The sequence below is a fragment of the Hydrogenophaga taeniospiralis CCUG 15921 genome, from assembly GCF_001592305.1.
In the GTDB taxonomy this organism is placed as follows: domain Bacteria; phylum Pseudomonadota; class Gammaproteobacteria; order Burkholderiales; family Burkholderiaceae_C; genus Hydrogenophaga; species Hydrogenophaga taeniospiralis.
The window spans coordinates 24,097-42,694 of the sequence record NZ_BCWR01000022.1 but is presented as its reverse complement, the minus strand read 5'-3'; the positions used below and the strand labels follow the sequence as shown (position 1 = coordinate 42,694).

Sequence of the window (18,598 nt, the reverse complement as noted above, 5' to 3'; positions counted from 1 at the left end):
GCCGGGGGGGCCGCTTTCTGCGCGCTGCTGTTTGGCGCTTCAGTGGGCGTCGGACGTTGGACGCGCCATCAACCGATCGGTCACGGCGATGGCCATGGCGCTGAGCAGAAACACCACGTGGATGATGGTCTGCCACATCAGCACTTGTTCCGAGTAATTGGCAGCGTTGATGAAGGTCTTGAGCAGGTGGATGGAGCTGATGCCGATGATGGCGGTGGCCAGTTTCACCTTGAGCACCGAGGCGTTCACATGGCTTAACCACTCGGGCTGGTCCGGGTGGCTCTCCAGGTTCATGCGGCTGACAAAGGTCTCGTAGCCACCCACGATCACCATGATCAGTAGATTGGAAATCATGACCACGTCGATCAACGCCAACACCACCAGCATGATGATGGTCTCGTTGAGCGAGGTGACGTCGAACGATTCCTTGTAGCCAATGCTCTTGACCAGCGCAGCCAGCGCGTCCTTGTTGCCGAAGGCCGCTTCGATCAGGTGGACCAGCTCCACCCAGAAATGGAACACATAGATGCCCTGCGCCAGGATCAGGCCCAGATAGAGCGGCAGTTGCAGCCAACGGCTGGCGAAGATCAGATTGGGCAGGGCCTGGAGCGTGCGGGGCGTTTTGACGGGATCGGTCATGGAGGGTACAAATGCAGGGGATGCGGACAGGCACAATGTATGCGAAGAAGATTGTAGGTCTGTGACGCATCGGCCTCTGTCCGCGGCGGCGTTGCCGGGCGCCGAGGGCTGGCGGCTGGTCATGTAAGTGGCTCGTAAGAGCCTTTGCGCACATTCAAAGAGTCAAACGTTCCCACTACACCTGAGGAGACTGCCCATGTCCACACCTTCGACGTCCATCGAATCCACCTTGGTCGAGAACCGTGTCTTTGAACCCACGGAGGCGACTGTCAAGGCCGCCCGGATCTCGGGCATGGATGCCTACAACGCGCTGTGCGCTGAGGCGGAAGACGACTTCGAAGGCTTCTGGGTCCGGCGTGCTCGCGAGACGCTCACCTGGCACAAGCCGTTCACCAAGACGCTGGACGAATCGAATGCGCCGTTCTTCAAGTGGTTCGAAGACGGTGAACTCAATGCCTCCTACAACTGCCTGGACCGCCACATGGGTACCCCGGTGGAAAACAAGACCGCCATCATCTTCGAAGCCGACGGCGGCGAAGTGACCAAGGTGACCTACAAGGAACTGCTGGGCAAAGTGTCGCAATTTGCGAATGCTTTGAAGGCCCGTGGCGTGAAAAAGGGTGACCGTGTGGTCATCTACATGCCCATGACCATCGAGGGTGTGGTGGCCATGCAGGCTTGCGCGCGCATCGGCGCGACCCACAGCGTGGTGTTCGGTGGCTTCTCGGCCAAGGCACTGCAGGAGCGCATCCAGGACGCAGGCGCCGTGGCGGTGATCACCGCCAACTACCAGTTGCGCGGTGGCAAGGAACTGCCGCTCAAGGCCATCGTGGACGAAGGCATCGCCATGGGCGGCTGCGAATGCATCAAGGACGTGATCGTGTTTCAGCGCACGCCCACGGCCGTGAACATGGTGGCCGGCCGCGACAGCTTCATGCACGACGTGATGGCTGGCCAGTCCACCGACTGCCCGGCCGAAATGGTGGGCGCCGAACACCCGCTGTTCGTGCTCTACACCTCTGGCTCCACCGGCAAGCCCAAGGGCGTGCAGCACAGCACGGGCGGCTACCTGCTGTGGGCCAGCCTGACCATGCAGTGGACCTTCGACCTGCAGGACAAGGACATCTTCTGGTGCACCGCCGACATCGGCTGGATCACCGGTCATACCTATGTGGCTTACGGTCCGCTGGCCGCGGGTGCCACGCAGATCGTGTTCGAGGGGGTGCCGACCTACCCGAATGCGGGTCGTTTCTGGCAGATGATCGAGCGCCACAAGTGCACGATTTTCTACACCGCACCCACCGCCATCCGCTCGCTGATCAAGGCCGCCGAGGGCGATGAAAAAGTGCATCCCGCGCGCTCCGATCTGAGCAGCCTGCGCATCCTGGGCTCGGTCGGCGAACCGATCAACCCCGAAGCCTGGATGTGGTACTACAAGCACGTGGGCGGCGAGCGCTGCCCGATCGTGGACACCTTCTGGCAGACCGAAACCGGCGGCCACATGATCTCCCCGCTGCCGGGCGCCACACCGCTGGTGCCGGGCTCGTGCACATTGCCGCTGCCGGGCATCACCGCCGCCATCGTCGACGAGGCCGGCATGGACGTGCCCAACGGATCGGGCGGCATCCTGGTGGTCAAGAGGCCTTGGCCGTCGATGATCCGCACCATCTGGGGCGATCCGGAGCGTTTCAAGAAGAGCTACTTCCCCGAAGAGCTCAAGGGCTACTACCTGGCCGGCGATGGTGCGGTGCGCAGCGCTGACCGCGGCTACTTCCGCATCACCGGCCGCATCGACGACGTGCTCAACGTCTCGGGCCACCGCATGGGCACGATGGAGATCGAGTCGGCGCTGGTGGGCAAGACCGACCTGGTGGCCGAAGCGGCCGTGGTGGGGCGTCCGGACGATCTGACGGGCGAGGCCATCGTGGCTTTCGTGGTGCTCAAGCGCTCGCGTCCGACGGGCGACGAGGCCAAGGCCATTGCCAAGGTGCTGCGCGACTGGGTGGGCAAGGAAATCGGTCCGATCGCCAAGCCCAAGGACATCCGGTTTGGTGACAACCTGCCCAAGACCCGCTCTGGCAAGATCATGCGTCGCCTGCTGCGCTCCATTGCCAAAGGCGAGGCGATTACCCAGGACACCTCCACGCTGGAGAATCCGGCCATCCTTGATCAGTTGTCGGAAAACAATTGATCCAGCCGCAGGGCATATCACCATGCCCTGGTCAAAAAAAACCCGCTGAACTTCAGCGGGTTTTTTAATGGGTCAACGGACCCGTCATTTATTTCAGGCTCAGCACCCAGGTGGCCAGTTTCTTGGCTTCGGCCGGGTTGACCTGTGTGTTCGCCGGCATCGGAATGGCGCCCCAGACACCCGAACCACCCTTGACGATCTTGGCAGCGAGCATGTCCGCCGCCTTGGCGTCGCCAGCATATTTCTTGGCCACGTCCTTGTAGGCCGGGCCCACCAGTTTCTTGTCCACCGCATGGCAGGCCATGCAGTTCTTGCTTTTGGCGAGGGCTTCGTCGGCCATGGCCGGAGCGGAGATGGCGGCCATGGCGGCCATAATCAGAAGAGCGCGTTTCATGGAGTTATCCTCGTGGGTGAAAAATGAAAATGTCACGGACCCGATTCTACCGATTCGGATTTCCGTGAAGCGTGGGCTTACAGTTTCTTGCCGGGCTTTATCAGCCCTTTACCGGAGGGTGTGATGTTTCTCCTGATTGCGGGCGTTGCCTTGACCATTTGGAACTATCTTCGGATCGGTCTGGTCGCCGATTCGTCGTGGTGGTGGGTGCTGTCGCCCTTTCTCGGGGCCATGGCCTGGTGGGCCTGGGCCGATGCCACCGGCTACACCAAGCGCAAGCAGATGGAGAAGATGGACAAGAAAAAGCAGGAGCGGATCGACAAGCAGCGCGAGGCCCTGGGTCTCAAGGGCAAGCGGCGTTCGCGGTAGGTGTTGGCGGCAGGTCCTGCCGACTGCCCCCGACTTCGTCTCCGGTCAGTAGTTGTCCAGCACCGCACCCTGGCTGGCGCTGGACGCGTTAAAGGCAAACTTTGCCTGCACACCCCGGGTGTAGCGCGGTGCGGGAGCCATCCACGCTGCACGTCGCTTCGCGATCTCGGCATCGGGCACGTGGAGTTCCAGCAGCAAGCGGTGCGCGTCGATCGTGATGCGGTCGCCTTCCTGCACCAGTCCGATCGTGCCACCCACGGCCGCTTCGGGCGCCACGTGGCCCACCACCATGCCCCAGGTGCCGCCAGAGAAGCGCCCGTCGGTGATCAGGCCCACGCTCTCGCCCAGTCCGGCGCCAATGAGCGCGCCCGTGGGCGCGAGCATCTCGGGCATGCCGGGGCCGCCTTTGGGGCCGAGGTAGCGCAACACCATCACATCGCCGGCCACGATGTGTCCGTCCAGGATGGCCTGGAGCGCGGACTGCTCGTCGTCGAACACACGGGCAGGGCCGGTCATGACCGGGTTCTTCAGACCGGTGATCTTGGCCACGCAACCTTCGGGTGAAAGATTGCCCTTGAGGATGGCCAGGTGGCCGTGTTCGTACAGCGGCCGGTCGAACGGCCGGATCACGTCCTGGTCGGCGCGTGGGGCATCGGGAACGTCCTTGAGCACCTCGGCAATCGTCTGGCCCGTGATGGTCAGGCAGTCTGCGTGCAGCAGGCCGGCGTGGAGCAGCATTTTCATCACCTGCGGGATGCCACCGGCGCGGTGCAGATCGACCGCGAGGTACTTCCCGCTGGGCTTGAGGTCGCACAGCACCGGGATCTTCTGGCGCACACGCTCGAAGTCGTCGATGGTCCACTCCACCCCGGCCGCGTGTGCAATGGCCAGAAAGTGCAGGACCGCGTTCGTGGATCCGCCCGTGGCCATGATCACGGCCACCGCGTTTTCAATGCTCTTGCGCGTGACGATGTCGCGTGGCTTGATGTCTTTGCGGATGGCCTCGATCAGCACCTTGGCCGATTCCCTGGCCGAGTTCGTCTTCTCATCATGCGGGTTGGCCATGGTGCTGGAGTAGGGCAGTGAAATGCCCAGCGCCTCGAAGGCCGATGACATGGTATTGGCGGTGTACATGCCGCCGCAGGAGCCGGTCCCGGGGATGGCGCGCTGCTCGATCTCGTGCAGGTCGTGGTCGCTGAGTTTGCCGGCGGCATTCTGGCCTACGGCCTCGAACACGCTCACGATGTTGAGATCCTGGTCTTTGTAGCGGCCGGGCAGGATGGTGCCGCCATACACATAGATCGCGGGTACGTTGGCGCGCAGCATGCCCATCAGGCCCCCTGGCATGTTCTTGTCGCAGCCACCGATGACCACCACACCATCCATCCACTGGCCCTGCACGCAGGTTTCCACGCAGTCCGAGATGACCTCGCGCGACACCAGCGAATACTTCATGCCTTCGGTGCCCATGGCCATGCCGTCGGAAATGGTGGGTGTGCCGAACACCTGTGCGTTGCCCCCCGCCTCTTCGATGCCCGCGATGGCCGCATCGGCCAGCTTCTGCAGGCCCGAGTTGCACGGGGTGATCGTGCTGTGGCCGTTGGCCACACCCACCATGGGTTTGACAAAGTCGCCTTCCTCGTAGCCCATGGCGTAGTACATGGACCGGTTGGGCGCGCGCGACTTGCCCTGGGTGATGTGCGCGCTGCGGTGGTTGATCGGAAGGATGGGGATGGGTGTGTTGTCGGCCATGGGGTGTCTCCGTGGGTGGGGTGGTTCGGCCGCGCTGGGCCGTTGCGGGGCGTCGGCTGGGCAAGCTTCGCTTATAGCCCACGGGGCAATCACCCCTGGCCCGTGGGAGATAATCGAAGACGCGATTTTTCCTGTCCCCGAATTTCTCCAGACGAAAAACCACCATGCCCGCATACCGTTCCAAGACCTCCACCGCCGGCCGCAACATGGCGGGCGCCCGCTCGCTGTGGCGCGCCACCGGCATGAAGGATGGCGATTTCGACAAGCCGATCATTGCCATCGCCAACTCCTTCACCCAGTTCGTGCCCGGCCACGTGCACCTGAAGGACCTGGGCCAGTTGGTGGCGCGCGAGATCGAAGCCGCCGGGGGTGTGGCCAAGGAGTTCAACACCATCGCGGTGGACGACGGCATCGCCATGGGGCACGACGGCATGCTGTATTCGCTGCCCAGTCGCGACATCATTGCCGACTCGGTGGAGTACATGGTCAACGCGCACTGCGCCGATGCGCTGGTCTGCATTTCCAACTGCGACAAGATCACCCCGGGCATGTTGATGGCCGCGATGCGTCTGAACATTCCCGTGGTGTTCGTCTCGGGCGGCCCGATGGAAGCGGGCAAGACCCGCCTGGCGGGCAGCATCGAGATCAAGAAGCTCGATCTGATCGATGCCATGGTGATGGCCGCCGACGTCAAGGTGTCGGATGCCGATCTGGCCGAGGTGGAGCGCTCCGCCTGCCCGACCTGCGGTTCCTGCTCGGGCATGTTCACCGCCAACTCCATGAACTGCCTGACCGAGGCGCTGGGGCTCTCGCTGCCGGGCAACGGCACGGTGGTGGCGACCCATGCCGACCGCGAACAGCTTTTCAAACGCGCCGGCCGCCTGGCGGTTGACCTCTGCCGCCGCTACTACGAGCAGGACGACGCATCCGTGCTGCCGCGTTCCATGGGTTTCAAGGCGTTCGAGAACGCCATCACGCTGGACATCGCGATGGGCGGTTCGACCAACACCATCTTGCACCTGCTGGCGATTGCCCAGGAGGCCGAAATCGACTTCACCATGAAGGACATCGACCGCCTTTCGCGCGTCGTGCCGCAGCTGTGCAAGGTGGCGCCGAACACCAACAAGTACCACATCGAAGACGTGCACCGCGCCGGCGGCATCATGGCCATCCTGGGTGAGCTGGATCGCGCCGGCAAGCTGCACACCGATGTGCCCACGGTGCACGCCCGGACCATGAAGGACGCGCTGGACCAGTGGGACATCGCGCGCAACCCCAGTGCCGAGGTGCAGACCTTTTACCGGGCCGGCCCCGCTGGCGTGCCCAGCCAGGTGGCGTTCAGCCAGTCCACGCGCTGGCCCAGTCTGGACACCGACCGCGCCGAAGGCTGCATCCGTTCGGGCGAGCATGCTTTCTCGCAAGAAGGCGGGCTGGCCGTTCTCGTGGGTAATATCGCGCTCAATGGGTGCGTGGTGAAAACCGCTGGTGTGGACGACGCGCTGCTGGTGTTCGAGGGCACGGCCCATGTGACCGAGTCTCAGGACGAGGCGGTCGCCAACATCCTGGACGACAAGGTCAAGGCCGGCGACGTGGTTATCGTGCGCTACGAAGGCCCCAAGGGCGGCCCGGGCATGCAGGAAATGCTCTACCCGACCTCGTACATCAAGTCCAAGGGCCTGGGCAAGGCCTGCGCGCTACTGACCGATGGCCGCTTCTCCGGCGGCACCTCGGGCCTGTCGATCGGCCACTGCTCTCCGGAAGCGGCGGCGGGTGGCGCCATCGGTCTGGTGCGCAATGGCGATCGCATCCGCATTGACATTCCCAACCGCAGCATCAACGTGCTGGTGTCCGACGATGAGCTGGCGCAGCGCCGCAGTGAACAGGACGCCAAGGGCTGGAAGCCCGCACTGCCGCGCAAGCGCAAGGTCTCCGCCGCACTCAAGGCCTATGCCTTGCTCGCCATGTCGGCCGACAAGGGCGCCGTGCGCGACCTCTCGCTGCTCGGCGACTGACGAACGCGGGTCGGGTCGGCATGGCTTGCGTGCACAATCGCAGACCATGCTGATCCATCCTCAAATCGATCCGGTCGCTCTGCAGCTGGGGCCGCTGGCCATCCACTGGTACGGTCTGACCTACCTCGCGGCCTTCGGCCTGTTCATGCTGTTGGCCAATGCCCGCTTGCGCCACGAGCCATTTGCCTCCTTGCGCCAGCCCGCGCCCTGGACCCGACGCGACACCGAAGACATCCTGTTCCTGGGTGTGATGGGTGTGGTGCTCGGGGGGCGCATCGGGTATTGCCTGTTTTACAAACCTGCTTACTACCTGGCGCATCCGCTGGAGATCTTCGCGGTCTGGCAGGGTGGCATGAGTTTTCACGGCGGTCTGTTGGGTGTGATGGCGGCCATGGTCTGGTATGCCCGCAGCCGCCAGCGGCCGTTCATGCAGGTGATGGACTTCGTGGCGCCCTGCGTGCCCACGGGCTTGGCCGCTGGGCGCCTGGGCAACTTCATCAATGGCGAGCTATGGGGCCGCGTGGCCGATCCGTCCTTGCCTTGGGGCATGGTGTTCCGCGGCGCGGGAGACCTGCCGCGCCACCCCTCACAGGTCTACCAGTTTCTGCTGGAGGGGCTGCTGCTGTTTGTGTTGCTCTGGCTCTATGCGCGCAAGGAGCGCGCGCGTGGGCAGGTGTCGGCGGTGTTCCTGTTCGGCTATGGGGTTTTCCGTTTCATCGCCGAGTTTTTCCGTCAGCCCGATGACCACCTTGGGTTGTTGTCGCTGGGCATGAGCATGGGTCAATGGCTTTGCGTGCCCATGATTCTGGCGGGGGCCTTCATGTGGTGGTGGTTCGGCCGTCGTGGGGGGGCGGGCGCAGGGGCGCCCCTGTGAACCCCTCTGGCTGGGTGGATTGCCGGATCGACGGCGGGCTGGCCAGCGTCACACTGTGCAACCCGGGCAAACTCAACGCCATGTCGCGGCCCATGTGGCGCGAACTGCGCCGGGTCTTTGAACAACTGGCGCTCAGTGAAACCGTGCGTTGCGTGCTGGTGCAAGGCCATGAGGGGCATTTCTGCGCGGGCGGAGACATTTCGGAGTACCCGGATTTCCGCTTTGACGAAGCGGCGCTCCGAGCCTTTCACGAAGACGATGTCTGGGGTGGGCTGAGCGCCATACTGGAGTGCGACCTGCCTGTCGTGGCGCAGATCGCTGGCAACTGCATGGGGGCGGGCATGGAGATCGCCAGTTGTTGCGACCTGCGCCTGGCCAGTGAGTCCGCACGCTTTGGTGCGCCGATCGCGAAACTCGGTTTCCCCATGGCGCCGCGTGAGGCCCAACTGGTGGCCGGCGCGGCCGGTGAGCTGACCGCGCGCGAGATGCTGTTGGCTGCGGCCGTGTTGCCCGCAGCCGAGATGAAGGCCCGCGGTTTTCTCAATCGTGTGCTGCCCGGGGATGCTCTGGACACGGAGGTCCGCGTCCTGATCGACAGCATGATGCGGCTGAGTCCGCAGGCCGCACGCCTGAACAAGCAGACACTGCGCGCGCTCGTTGGGCGAGGGCAGGGCGTCGACCCTTCTGCCGCGCTGCTGGCGGACGCTTACCGGTACGCGGACAGCGCCGAACACATCGAAGGCATCTCTGCCTTCCTGGCCAAACGGCCACCCCAGTTCTGACACCGACTTTCATGCGCAACCACAACCTTTTTGCCGCGCTGCGCGCGGCGTTTCCAGCCGATCAGGATGCCTGTGCCATTGAAACCGTGGGCGGGGCGGGGCCGGTGCTGCGCTATTCGTGGCGCGACCTGGATCAGGCCACAGCCATGGTGGCCAATCTGCTGGCCTCGCTGGAGCTGCCAGCCGGTGCCCGCATTGCCGTGCAGGTGGAAAAATCGGTCGAGGCGCTCATCCTGTACCTCGCCACGCTGCGTGCGGGGTTTGTCTTCCTGCCACTCAATACCGCCTACCAAAGCGCCGAAATCGAGTACTTCATTGGCAACGCCGAACCCGCGGTGGTGGTGTGCAGTCCAGCGCATTTTGGCTGGGTTTCCAAGATTGCTTTCATGGCGGGCACGCGTCATGTGTTCACCCTGGACGAGGCGCGCGGCGGCAGTCTGCTGGAGCGCGCGGCCCACCACAGCACCGTGCACCAGCCCGCCGTGTGTGCGGCCGACGATCTGGCGGTCATCATCTATACCAGTGGAACCACGGGCCGCAGCAAGGGCGCCATGCTCACGCACGGCAACATGCTCAGCAACGCGCTGGTGCTGCGCGACTATTGGTGCTGGCGTCCGGACGACGTGCTGATTCACGCCTTGCCGATCTTTCATGTGCATGGCCTGTTCGTAGCGATCCACGGTGCCCTGATCAACGGCAGCCCCATGCTGTGGCTCAACCGTTTTGACGCACCCACCGTGGTGTCGTTGCTGCCGCGGGCCACCGTGTTCATGGGCGTTCCCACGCTGTATGTGCGTCTGCTGGCCGAACCGGGGCTCACCCCGCAGCAGGCGGCGCACATGCGTCTGTTCATATCGGGTTCGGCGCCGTTGCTGGTCGAGACTTTCAACACCTGGAAGCTTCGCACCGGGCACACCATCCTGGAGCGCTATGGCATGAGCGAAACCATCATGCTGACCTCCAACCCCTGCGAAGCCGATCTTCGCCACGGTGGGCTCGCCGAACGGCGTGGCGGTACGGTGGGATTTCCGCTGCCGGGCGTGGACTTGCGTGTGGTGGACGAAACGGAGCACGTTTTGACCGCGGGCGCCACCGGCGCGATCCAGGTGCGCGGACCCAATGTGTTCAAGGGCTATTGGCGCATGCCGGAAAAAACCGCGGAAGAGTTCACCACCGATGGGTTTTTCAGGACAGGCGACGTGGGATACGTGGATGCCCAGGGCTACGTGACCATCGTCGGGCGCAGCAAGGACCTCATCATTTCCGGGGGCTACCAACGTGTACCCGGCCGAAGTCGAAGGTTTCATCAACGGTTTGCCCGGTGTGGCGGAGAGCGCCGTGGTTGGCGTGCCGCACCCGGACTTCGGTGAGGTGGGTGTGGCGGTGGTGATTGCTCGACCCGGCAGTCAGGTGAATCCCGAGCAGCTCATCGCCAGCCTCAAGGCGCAACTGGCCCATTTCAAGATACCCAAACGCTGTTTCGTGGTGGACGAACTGCCACGCAACACCATGGGCAAAGTGCAGAAGAACCTGCTGCGCGAACGGTACAAGGCCCTGTTCGTTGACTGAGGGCCGAGCCCCGCTGCACCTTTGATCTTGCAATGCCTGGCTCACCTCCACGTGAGCCCGGCATGGGGGGTCACCGCAAGACGAGCACCGGGATGTGCGAGTGGGTCAGCACCTGCTGGGTCTCACTGCCGAGCAACAGCCGCTTGAGGCCCCGACGGCCATGTGAGGCCATCACGATCAGGTCGCACTTGTTGCGCTTGGCCGCAGCGATGATGGCTTCGGCGATCAGGTCGGACTTCACTGTGATCGGCTTGACCTTCACCTCGCGCAACTGACCGGCCGACTTCACCGCGTTGACGGCTTCCATGGCCTCGTCCAGCCACTGCTTTTCGATGCGGGCCACTTCGGCCGCAGCGAGCGCCACACCTCCTTCGAAATAGGTCTGCGGATAGCGCGGGACCACCTTGAGGGCGATCACTTCTGCACCCGTCAGGTCGGCCAGATTGATGCCATGCTCCACGGCTTGTTGGGAGAGTTTCGAGCCGTCTGTCGCGATCAAAATCCGTTTGTACATGCTGCATCTCCTCGGGTAATTGCTGGAACAACCATAGACTAGCAAAGACCGGCCGCGTTCGGTTGACTTAAATCAAGCGTGAGGAAAGCCTCTTGAATTACCCTCGAAGCATGAACGAGGCCGCCACCGCGCCGCCGGTGGGGTCTTTGCTCGCCGATCCGCATTCTGACGGCCAGGCCACTCAGGACGAACCATCTATGCCTGGTTCACGCGGCTGGCTGGAGGGTCACCGCGGGCCGCTCACCGTGACCGACAACTTCGCGGTACTTGACGACCCCGTCGAGCAGCAGGAGTTCACACGGTTCAGTGAAGTGGACGGTCGCACCTCGGCCGAATCGGTGTTGATGGTGCAGGGCATGTATTGCGCGGCCTGTGCCGACACCGTCGAGTGCGCGCTGCAGGATCTGCCGGGTGTGGAGCGCGCGCAGGTGCACGCAGCCACGCGGCGGCTCACGCTGCGCTGGGACCCTGCCCAGACCACGATGTCCAGCTTGGCCCGTGCGGTGGGCCAGACCGGGTACCGGCTGCTGCCGATGCAGCAGGCCCTGTCCATCAGTGAACGCCTGCGTGAAACGCGTCAGGCTTTGTGGCGCTTGTTCGTGGCGGGCTTTTGTGCCATGCAGGTCATGATGTACGCATGGCCTGCCTACATTGCCGAGCCGGGTGAGATCCCTGCCGACATCGATCAGTTGCTGCGCTGGGCCAGCTGGGTGCTGAGTCTGCCCGTGGTGTTTTTCGCCAGTGGTCCCTTCTTCAGCAGCGCCTGGCGCGACCTGAAGCTGGGCAGGGCCGGTATGGATACGCCGGTGTCGATCGGCATTCTCGTGACCTTTCTGGCCAGTTCGGCCTCCACGTTCGATCCCAGTGGCGTCTGGGGCCACGAGGTCTGGTTCGACTCGCTGACCATGTTCGTGTTTTTCCTGCTGGGCGGGCGTTACCTTGAACTCAAGGCCCGCGACCGCACGGCCGGCGCGCTCGACAGTCTGATGAACCGCTTGCCCGACGTGTGCGAGCGGCAGATGCCCGCAGGCGGTTTTGAAATCGTGTCCATCCGCCGTCTGATCGTCGGGGATGTGGTACGTGTGCAGGCGGGGCAGGCGTTCCCTGGTGATGGCAACATCCTGAGCGAGTCGGCCACGGTGGATGAAGCCTTGTTGACGGGCGAGTCGCATCCGGTCACACGTGCGCAGGGACAGGGCGTGGTGGCTGGCAGCTTCAATCTGGGTGGCCCGGTCCTGGTGCGGATTGCCCGGCTTGGGCGCGATACCCGATTCGCCCAGATCGTTGCGCTGATGGAGCGGGCGTCCACCGAGAAGCCCCGTCTGGCCGTGCTGGCCGACCGCGTTGCCGCGCCGTTTCTGGTGCTGGTGTTGCTCGCTGCGGCCCTGGCAGGCTTCTACTGGTGGCAGATCGATCACACCAAGGCGCTCGCGGTGGCCGTTGCTGTGCTCATCGTCACCTGCCCTTGCGCGCTCTCACTGGCCACGCCCGCCGCCATGCTCACGTCTGCCGGTGCGCTGGCCCGACGCGGCATCCTCGTGCGGCGGTTGCAGGCGTTCGAAGCCTTGGCTGGCATCAATGCCGTGGTGTTTGACAAGACGGGCACGCTGACGCATGACAGGCTGGTGCTGGTTGGGGTGCGCACGCGTGAGGGGGTGGGCAGGGAGCAGGCACTGGCATTGGCCGGAGCGCTGGCAGCGGGGTCGCTGCACCCGGTCTCGCGTGCGATAGCGCAGTCGGTTTCGGTGGAGCAGGCCGGTGAGGTGCTTTCCCTGACGGAACTGGCTGAGGTTGCCGGGCAGGGCATGCAGGCACGGCGCGCCGATGGCGCTCGGGTACGGCTGGGCTCGGCGGCATTCTGCGGTGCACGGAACACCGAGCGCTCGAATGATGATGCGCCCAGGGCTTTTCTGGCGGACGACCAGGGCTGGATGGCGACGTTCGAATTGCAGGAGGGGTTGCGCGAAGACGCCCGGGATGCGGTCGCTGCACTGCGTGCCATGGGGGTGCGCACTTGGCTGCTTTCCGGCGATCGCGAGAGTGCCGCCATGCAGGTGGGGTGTGCGGTGGGGGTGGATCATGTGATCGCAGGCGCGTCACCCGAGCAAAAACTGATCGAGGTGGCGGCTTTGCAAACGCAGGGCATGCGGTTGGCCATGGTGGGTGATGGTCTCAACGACGGCCCGGTGCTGGCGCGAGCCAATACCTCTTTTGCACTAGGCCACGCTGCGCCGTTGGCACAAGCCCAGTCGGACTATGTGATCCAGGGGGGTGAGGTCATGGGCGTGGTCTTGACATTGCGTCAGGCCCGGTCCACGCTGCGCATCGTGCGGCAGAACCTCGTCTGGGCCGCCGTCTACAACCTCGTGAGCGTACCCTTGGCGCTCGTGGGCTGGATGCCTCCCTGGCTCGCCGGGCTTGGCATGGCGGGCAGTTCGTTGCTGGTGATCGTCAACGCGCTGCGTTTGGCGTCCAAGGTCACAGCGGGTGTTTCAACAACCACTGTGAGTACGGCCTCGTTGGCATGAGGCGCACGGTGTTCTCAGTGTTCGATTGATAAAGGTATTCATCATGGATGTTTTGTATCTGCTGATCCCCATCTCGGTGCTGCTTGTGTTTGCCATCATGGGGGTCTTTTGGTGGGCGCTTCAGGCGGGGCAATTCGACAACATAGAGCGCGAGGGCGAGCGCATTCTTCGGGGCGATTGACTTAAGTCAAGGCGCATGGAGGGTGCCGTGAGGACACTCCAACGAGCGACATTTATGAGGAGTTCTGTATGTCCGTAACAAGAAAGGCCAGCCAGCCGGCGGTCTACAACGACAGTGTGGTCCGCGGGTTTGCCATCATGTCCGTGATCTACGGCGTGGTGGGCATGCTGGTGGGTGTGATCATCGCGGCCCAGTTGACCTGGCCCGAACTGAACATGGGGATCGAATGGATCACCTACGGTCGATTGCGACCGCTGCACACCAACGCGGTGATCTTCGCGTTTGGCGGATCGGTTCTGTTCGCCACCAGCTACTACGTGGTGCAACGAACCTGTCACACCCGGCTGTTCTCGAATGCGCTGGCCTGGTTCACGTTCTGGGGGTGGAACCTGGTGATCGTCTCAGCGGTCGTCACCCTGCCGCTGGGCCTGACCTCCGGCAAGGAGTACGCGGAACTCGAGTGGCCCATCGATCTGCTGATCGCCGTGACCTGGGTTGCCTATGCAATCGTGTTCTTCGGAACTGTCGGTATTCGCAAGGTCAAACACATCTACGTGGCCAACTGGTTCTTTGGTGCGTTCATCATCGCCGTCGCCTTGCTGCACATCGTCAACAGCGCTGCGATTCCGGTGAGCATGACCAAGTCCTACTCGGCCTACGCAGGTGTGCAGGATGCCATGGTGCAGTGGTGGTACGGCCACAACGCGGTGGGCTTCTTCCTGACCGCCGCCTTCCTGGGCATGATGTATTACTTCATCCCCAAGCAGGCCGAGCGCCCGGTTTACTCCTACCGTCTGTCCATCGTCCACTTCTGGGCGCTGATCTTCACCTACATGTGGGCGGGCCCACACCACCTGCACTACACCGCGCTGCCTGACTGGACGCAATCGGTTGGCATGGTCTTCTCCCTGATTCTGCTGGCTCCCAGCTGGGGCGGCATGATCAACGGCATCATGACCCTGTCAGGTGCCTGGCACAAGCTGCGTGACGATCCCATCCTGCGCTTCCTGATCGTGTCCCTGTCGTTCTACGGCATGTCCACCTTCGAAGGCCCGATGATGTCCATCAAGACCGTCAACGCGCTGTCGCACTACACCGACTGGACCGTGGGCCATGTGCACTCCGGCGCTCTGGGTTGGGTGGGGCTGGTGTCCATGGGCTCGCTGTACTACCTGATTCCGCGCCTGTTCGGTCAGAAGAAGATGTACTCGGTGCCCGCGATTGAGATCCACTTCTGGGTGGCCACCATCGGCATCGTGTTGTACATCGCTGCCATGTGGATTGCCGGGGTGATGCAGGGCCTGATGTGGCGCTCGGTCAACCCCGATGGCAGCCTGACCTACACCTTCGTGGAGTCCGTCAAAGCAACATTCCCGTTCTATGTGATCCGTCTGCTCGGTGGCGTGCTGTACCTCGGTGGCATGGTGATCATGCTCTGGAACACCATCATGACGGTCCGTCAGGGGCGCATTGAGGATGTGCCGGTCGCCGCTGTCAATCCCGCCCACGCCTGAGGAGAATCACAATGGCACAAAACGAAAAGCTCAGTGGTCACGCGCGGATCGAGACCAACAACTTTCTCATGATCCTGTTGATCACGCTCGTGGTAGCGGTGGGTGGTCTGGTGGAAATTGTTCCACTCTTCTTCCAGAAGTCCACCACGCAGCCGATTGAAGGCCTCAAGCCCTACACCCCGCTGCAGCTCGCTGGCCGTGACGTGTACGTCAGGGAAGGTTGCTACAACTGCCACTCGCAGATGATTCGCCCTTTCCAGGCTGAAACCCTGCGTTATGGACCCTTCTCTGTGGCCGGTGAGTACGTTTATGACCGTCCGTTCCAGTGGGGCTCCAAGCGCACGGGTCCTGACCTGCACCGCGTGGGTGGTCGCTACAGCGATGAATGGCACCGCACGCACCTGAACAACCCGCGTGACGTTGTTCCCGAGTCGAACATGCCTGCCTATCCGTGGCTCGCGCAGAAAACGGTCGATGAAACCGGTCTGCCCAAACGCATGGAAGTGCTGCGCACCTTGGGGGCTCCCTACACCGATGAAGAGATCGCGAGTTCGGTGGAGGCTGTGAAAGGCAAGACCGAGCTGGAGGCCCTGATCACGTACCTGCAGGTGCTGGGCACCGCGCGCAAGTAAACACAGGGGCCCGACATGGACATCAATGACCTGCGCAGCATCGTGACAGTGGTCAGTCTTCTGACATTCGTGGGCATCGTGGCCTGGGCCTGGTCCAAACGCAACCAGGCCGGTTTTGACGAGGCAGCCCAGCTGCCCTTCACTGACGACTAAACCGCGGCACCAACAAGAGAAACATCATGAGCGACTTTACGAGTGATTTCTGGCACCTTTACGTGGGTGGTCTGACGCTGGTCAGCATCATCGCCTGCCTGATCCTGCTTTGGGTCAGTGGCACCACCAAGGCTGCTACGCATGCCGACAACACCACTGGTCACGTGTGGGACGGCGATCTGGCGGAGATGAACAATCCACTGCCCAAGTGGTGGGTCTATCTGTTCGTCATCACCGTCATTTTTGCCTTGGCATACGGGGCCCTCTACCCGATGTTCGGCAAGTTTCAGGGCGTGCTGGGCTGGACTTCGCGGGGTCAGCACACTGCCGAGGTGGCCAAGGTGGAGGCAGCAATCGCACCCATTTACGCCAAATTCAATGGCATGACGCCAGAGCAGATCGCGGGGGACTCTGAGGCCATGGCGATCGGTGAGCGCCTGTTCATGAACTACTGTGCCCAGTGCCATGGTTCGGACGCCCGTGGTTCCAAAGGCTTCCCCAACCTGACCGACAACGACTGGCTGGGCGGTGGTGAGCATGCGACGATCAAGACGACGATCGCGCAGGGTCGGACCGGTGTCATGCCCCCGATGGCCGCAGCTGTGGGCAGCGCCGAGGACGTGCGCAACGTGGCGAACTATGTGCTGAGCCTGTCCGGCAGTCCTCACGACTCCGTACGAGCTGCCCAAGGCAAAGAGAAGTTCGCTGCTTGTGCGGCTTGCCATGGCATGGACGGCAAAGGCATGTCTGCGGTGGGCGCTGCCAACCTGACCGACGGCATCTGGCTGCATGGCTGGGGTGAAGAAGCCATTGTTCGCGCCGTGAACAACGGGTTCACCAACCAGATGCCAGGGCAGTCGGCCTTGCTGAACGAGGCGCAGATCAACGTGCTCGCGTCCTACGTCTGGGGCATGTCGAACAAGCCTGCCAATTAAGGCAGAGGAGGAGGCTATGCGGTCGTCATGACCGCATAGCCTTTTTTCATTCACCAACCATGGGTTCCTTGTGACTTCCGCCACGCCAGACGTCAACACCAGCAAGCCGATCATTCCCATCGCTCCGGAGCCACTGCAGGGAGATGCCGCGGGCGATGAGGTGATGGTTTCTCTGTACGCTTCCCGCCAGAAAATTTACCCGCGCTCGGTCGCAGGCTTGTTTTCAAAATGGCGGTGGGCGGCGGTCTGGATCACGCAGATCGTGTTTTACGGATTGCCCTGGCTGGAGTGGAATGCGCGTCAAGCGGTGCTCTTCGATCTCGAAGCGCGCCGCTTTTACATTTTCGGCTTGGTGCTCTACCCGCAGGACTTCATCTACCTCACGGGGCTGTTGGTCATCTCGGCGCTGGCACTGTTTCTGTTCACCGCGGTGGCGGGACGTTTGTGGTGCGGTTACGCCTGTCCGCAGACGGTCTACACCGAGATTTTCTTGTGGATCGAGAAGAAGGTCGAAGGTGACCGATCTGCACGCATGCGGCTCGATCAGTCACCCCTGTCGGCGGCCAAATTCAGCAAGAAGTGGATCAAACACGCGCTGTGGATCTTGTTTGCCCTTTGGACTGGCTTCACTTTTGTGGGCTACTTCACGCCGGTTCGTGAACTGGCCTCGTTGTCTTTGGCAGCGTCCCTCGGTCCTTGGCAGACCTTCTGGATCTTCTTCTACGGGTTTGCCACCTATGGCAATGCCGGCTTCATGCGCGAACAGGTCTGCAAGTACATGTGCCCGTATGCACGCTTCCAGAGCGCCATGTTCGACAAGGACACGATGATCGTTACCTACGACGAGAAACGCGGTGAGCCACGTGGACCACGCTCCAAGAAGGCGGACCCAAAGGCTTTGGGCTTGGGGGCCTGTGTGGACTGCACGTTGTGCGTGCAGGTGTGTCCCACCGGGATCGACATCCGCAAGGGCCTGCAGTACGAATGCATCGGTTGCGGGGCCTGCATCGACGTCTGCGATGAGGTAATGGACAAGGTGGGCTATCCGCGCGGCCTCGTCAAATACTCCACGCAGAACGGCATGGCACAGGGTTGGAGCACCCAGCAGATGATCCGCCGCGCGATGCGTCCCAGGGTTCTGGTGTATACCGGTATCCTGCTGGCCATAACCCTGGCCGTGATGGTCAGCCTCTTCATGCGCACCCCCCTCAAGGTTGACGTCATTCGCGATCGTGGCGTGTTGGCTCGCATGGTGGAGCAGGGGCGCATCGAGAACGTGTTCCGGCTGCAGGTCATGAATGCCACCGAAAGCACACAGCGCTATGTGATCAGTGTCTCAGGGCTGCCGGGCATCACCATCGCTTCGGAAACCGAGATTGAAGTGTTGCCAACGGAGGTCCGGTCTGCGGTGCTTAGGGTACAGGTGCCACCCGATGCGGCAGCCAGCGGGTCTCATCCGATCCACTTTGAGATCCGGTCCACTGGGGATGAGGTTTCCCAGGTGACCGAAAAAGCGGCCTTTCTTGTCCCGCGCTGAAACCCGGACGTCGCGCATCCGC

The 18,598-nt window shown here is 62.8% G+C and carries 16 protein-coding genes and 1 pseudogene; 13 read left to right on the top strand and 4 right to left on the bottom strand.

Translation table 11 applies throughout. The features are described 5' to 3' along the window. Window positions 1–39: 39 nt before the first annotated feature. Window positions 40–639, bottom strand: coding sequence for a TIGR00645 family protein (locus tag HTA01S_RS22670; protein WP_068175570.1), 600 nt, complete (start codon window positions 637–639; stop codon window positions 40–42). A 196-nt stretch (window positions 640–835) separates the two neighbouring features. Between HTA01S_RS22670 and acs the strand changes: the two genes are divergently transcribed. Continuing rightward, the gene (gene acs / locus HTA01S_RS22665; protein ID WP_068175567.1) at window positions 836–2,830 is read left to right on the top strand and encodes an acetate--CoA ligase; all 1,995 of its coding nucleotides are present in this window, start codon (window positions 836–838) and stop codon (window positions 2,828–2,830) included. Window positions 2,831–2,918: 88 nt separating this feature from the next. Here the strand turns inward: acs and HTA01S_RS22660 are convergent, their stop codons facing one another. Next, window positions 2,919–3,224 carry a c-type cytochrome gene (locus HTA01S_RS22660; protein ID WP_068175565.1) on the bottom strand — a complete coding sequence of 102 codons (306 nt, stop codon included), beginning with the start codon at window positions 3,222–3,224 and terminating at the stop codon, window positions 2,919–2,921. 123 nt (window positions 3,225–3,347) lie between these two features. Between HTA01S_RS22660 and HTA01S_RS22655 the strand changes: the two genes are divergently transcribed. Further along, window positions 3,348–3,593, top strand: coding sequence for a TIGR04438 family Trp-rich protein (locus tag HTA01S_RS22655; protein WP_068175564.1), 246 nt, complete (start codon window positions 3,348–3,350; stop codon window positions 3,591–3,593). A gap of 45 nt (window positions 3,594–3,638) precedes the next feature. On the opposite strand, the gene ilvD (HTA01S_RS22650) is transcribed toward HTA01S_RS22655, so the two are convergent. Next, window positions 3,639–5,345 carry a dihydroxy-acid dehydratase gene (gene ilvD / locus HTA01S_RS22650; protein WP_068175562.1) on the bottom strand — a complete coding sequence of 569 codons (1,707 nt, stop codon included), beginning with the start codon at window positions 5,343–5,345 and terminating at the stop codon, window positions 3,639–3,641. Window positions 5,346–5,509: 164 nt separating this feature from the next. On the opposite strand from ilvD (HTA01S_RS22650), the gene ilvD (HTA01S_RS22645) reads away from it, so the two are divergent. The 4 genes and pseudogenes from ilvD (HTA01S_RS22645) (at window position 5,510) to HTA01S_RS22630 (ending at window position 10,582) form a co-directional block, all read left to right on the top strand. Then, entirely contained in the window at window positions 5,510–7,357 is a 1,848-nt protein-coding gene (gene ilvD / locus HTA01S_RS22645) for a dihydroxy-acid dehydratase (RefSeq protein WP_068175560.1), read from the top strand. Between the two features lie 46 nt (window positions 7,358–7,403). Then, entirely contained in the window at window positions 7,404–8,231 is an 828-nt protein-coding gene (gene lgt, locus HTA01S_RS22640) for a prolipoprotein diacylglyceryl transferase (RefSeq protein WP_068175558.1), read from the top strand. Beyond that, entirely contained in the window at window positions 8,228–9,013 is a 786-nt protein-coding gene (locus HTA01S_RS22635; protein ID WP_245638181.1) for an enoyl-CoA hydratase/isomerase family protein, read from the top strand. Before lgt ends, HTA01S_RS22635 begins: the two co-directional genes overlap by 4 nt. A gap of 11 nt (window positions 9,014–9,024) precedes the next feature. Continuing rightward, window positions 9,025–10,582, top strand: a pseudogene (locus HTA01S_RS22630) (malonate--CoA ligase). 70 nt (window positions 10,583–10,652) lie between these two features. Here the strand turns inward: HTA01S_RS22630 and HTA01S_RS22625 are convergent. Further along, the gene (locus HTA01S_RS22625; protein ID WP_068175557.1) at window positions 10,653–11,096 is read right to left on the bottom strand and encodes a universal stress protein; all 444 of its coding nucleotides are present in this window, start codon (window positions 11,094–11,096) and stop codon (window positions 10,653–10,655) included. A gap of 110 nt (window positions 11,097–11,206) precedes the next feature. Here HTA01S_RS22625 and HTA01S_RS22620 point away from each other — a divergent pair, with 110 nt between their 5' ends. From HTA01S_RS22620 to ccoG, 7 genes are all read left to right on the top strand, one after another. Next, entirely contained in the window at window positions 11,207–13,624 is a 2,418-nt protein-coding gene (locus tag HTA01S_RS22620) for a heavy metal translocating P-type ATPase (protein WP_245638180.1), read from the top strand. A gap of 43 nt (window positions 13,625–13,667) precedes the next feature. Then, complete coding sequence (ccoS, locus tag HTA01S_RS22615; RefSeq protein ID WP_068175737.1) at window positions 13,668–13,805, top strand: cbb3-type cytochrome oxidase assembly protein CcoS; 138 nt, start codon at window positions 13,668–13,670, stop codon at window positions 13,803–13,805. A 68-nt stretch (window positions 13,806–13,873) separates the two neighbouring features. Further along, window positions 13,874–15,319 (top strand): cytochrome-c oxidase, cbb3-type subunit I, encoded by a 1,446-nt coding sequence (ccoN, locus tag HTA01S_RS22610; protein ID WP_068175556.1) that lies wholly within the window; start codon window positions 13,874–13,876, stop codon window positions 15,317–15,319. An 11-nt stretch (window positions 15,320–15,330) separates the two neighbouring features. Next, a complete protein-coding gene (ccoO, locus tag HTA01S_RS22605; protein WP_157572239.1) occupies window positions 15,331–15,951 on the top strand; it encodes a cytochrome-c oxidase, cbb3-type subunit II in 621 nt (206 codons plus the stop codon). A 15-nt stretch (window positions 15,952–15,966) separates the two neighbouring features. Then, a complete protein-coding gene (locus HTA01S_RS22600) occupies window positions 15,967–16,104 on the top strand; it encodes a CcoQ/FixQ family Cbb3-type cytochrome c oxidase assembly chaperone (RefSeq protein WP_068175554.1) in 138 nt (45 codons plus the stop codon). A 26-nt stretch (window positions 16,105–16,130) separates the two neighbouring features. After that, on the top strand, window positions 16,131–17,039 hold the full coding sequence (gene ccoP, locus HTA01S_RS22595) for a cytochrome-c oxidase, cbb3-type subunit III (RefSeq protein WP_068175553.1): 909 nt from the start codon (window positions 16,131–16,133) through the stop codon (window positions 17,037–17,039). A gap of 163 nt (window positions 17,040–17,202) precedes the next feature. After that, on the top strand, window positions 17,203–18,576 hold the full coding sequence (ccoG, locus tag HTA01S_RS22590; protein WP_084236508.1) for a cytochrome c oxidase accessory protein CcoG: 1,374 nt from the start codon (window positions 17,203–17,205) through the stop codon (window positions 18,574–18,576). The last annotated feature ends 22 nt before the right edge of the window (window positions 18,577–18,598 follow it).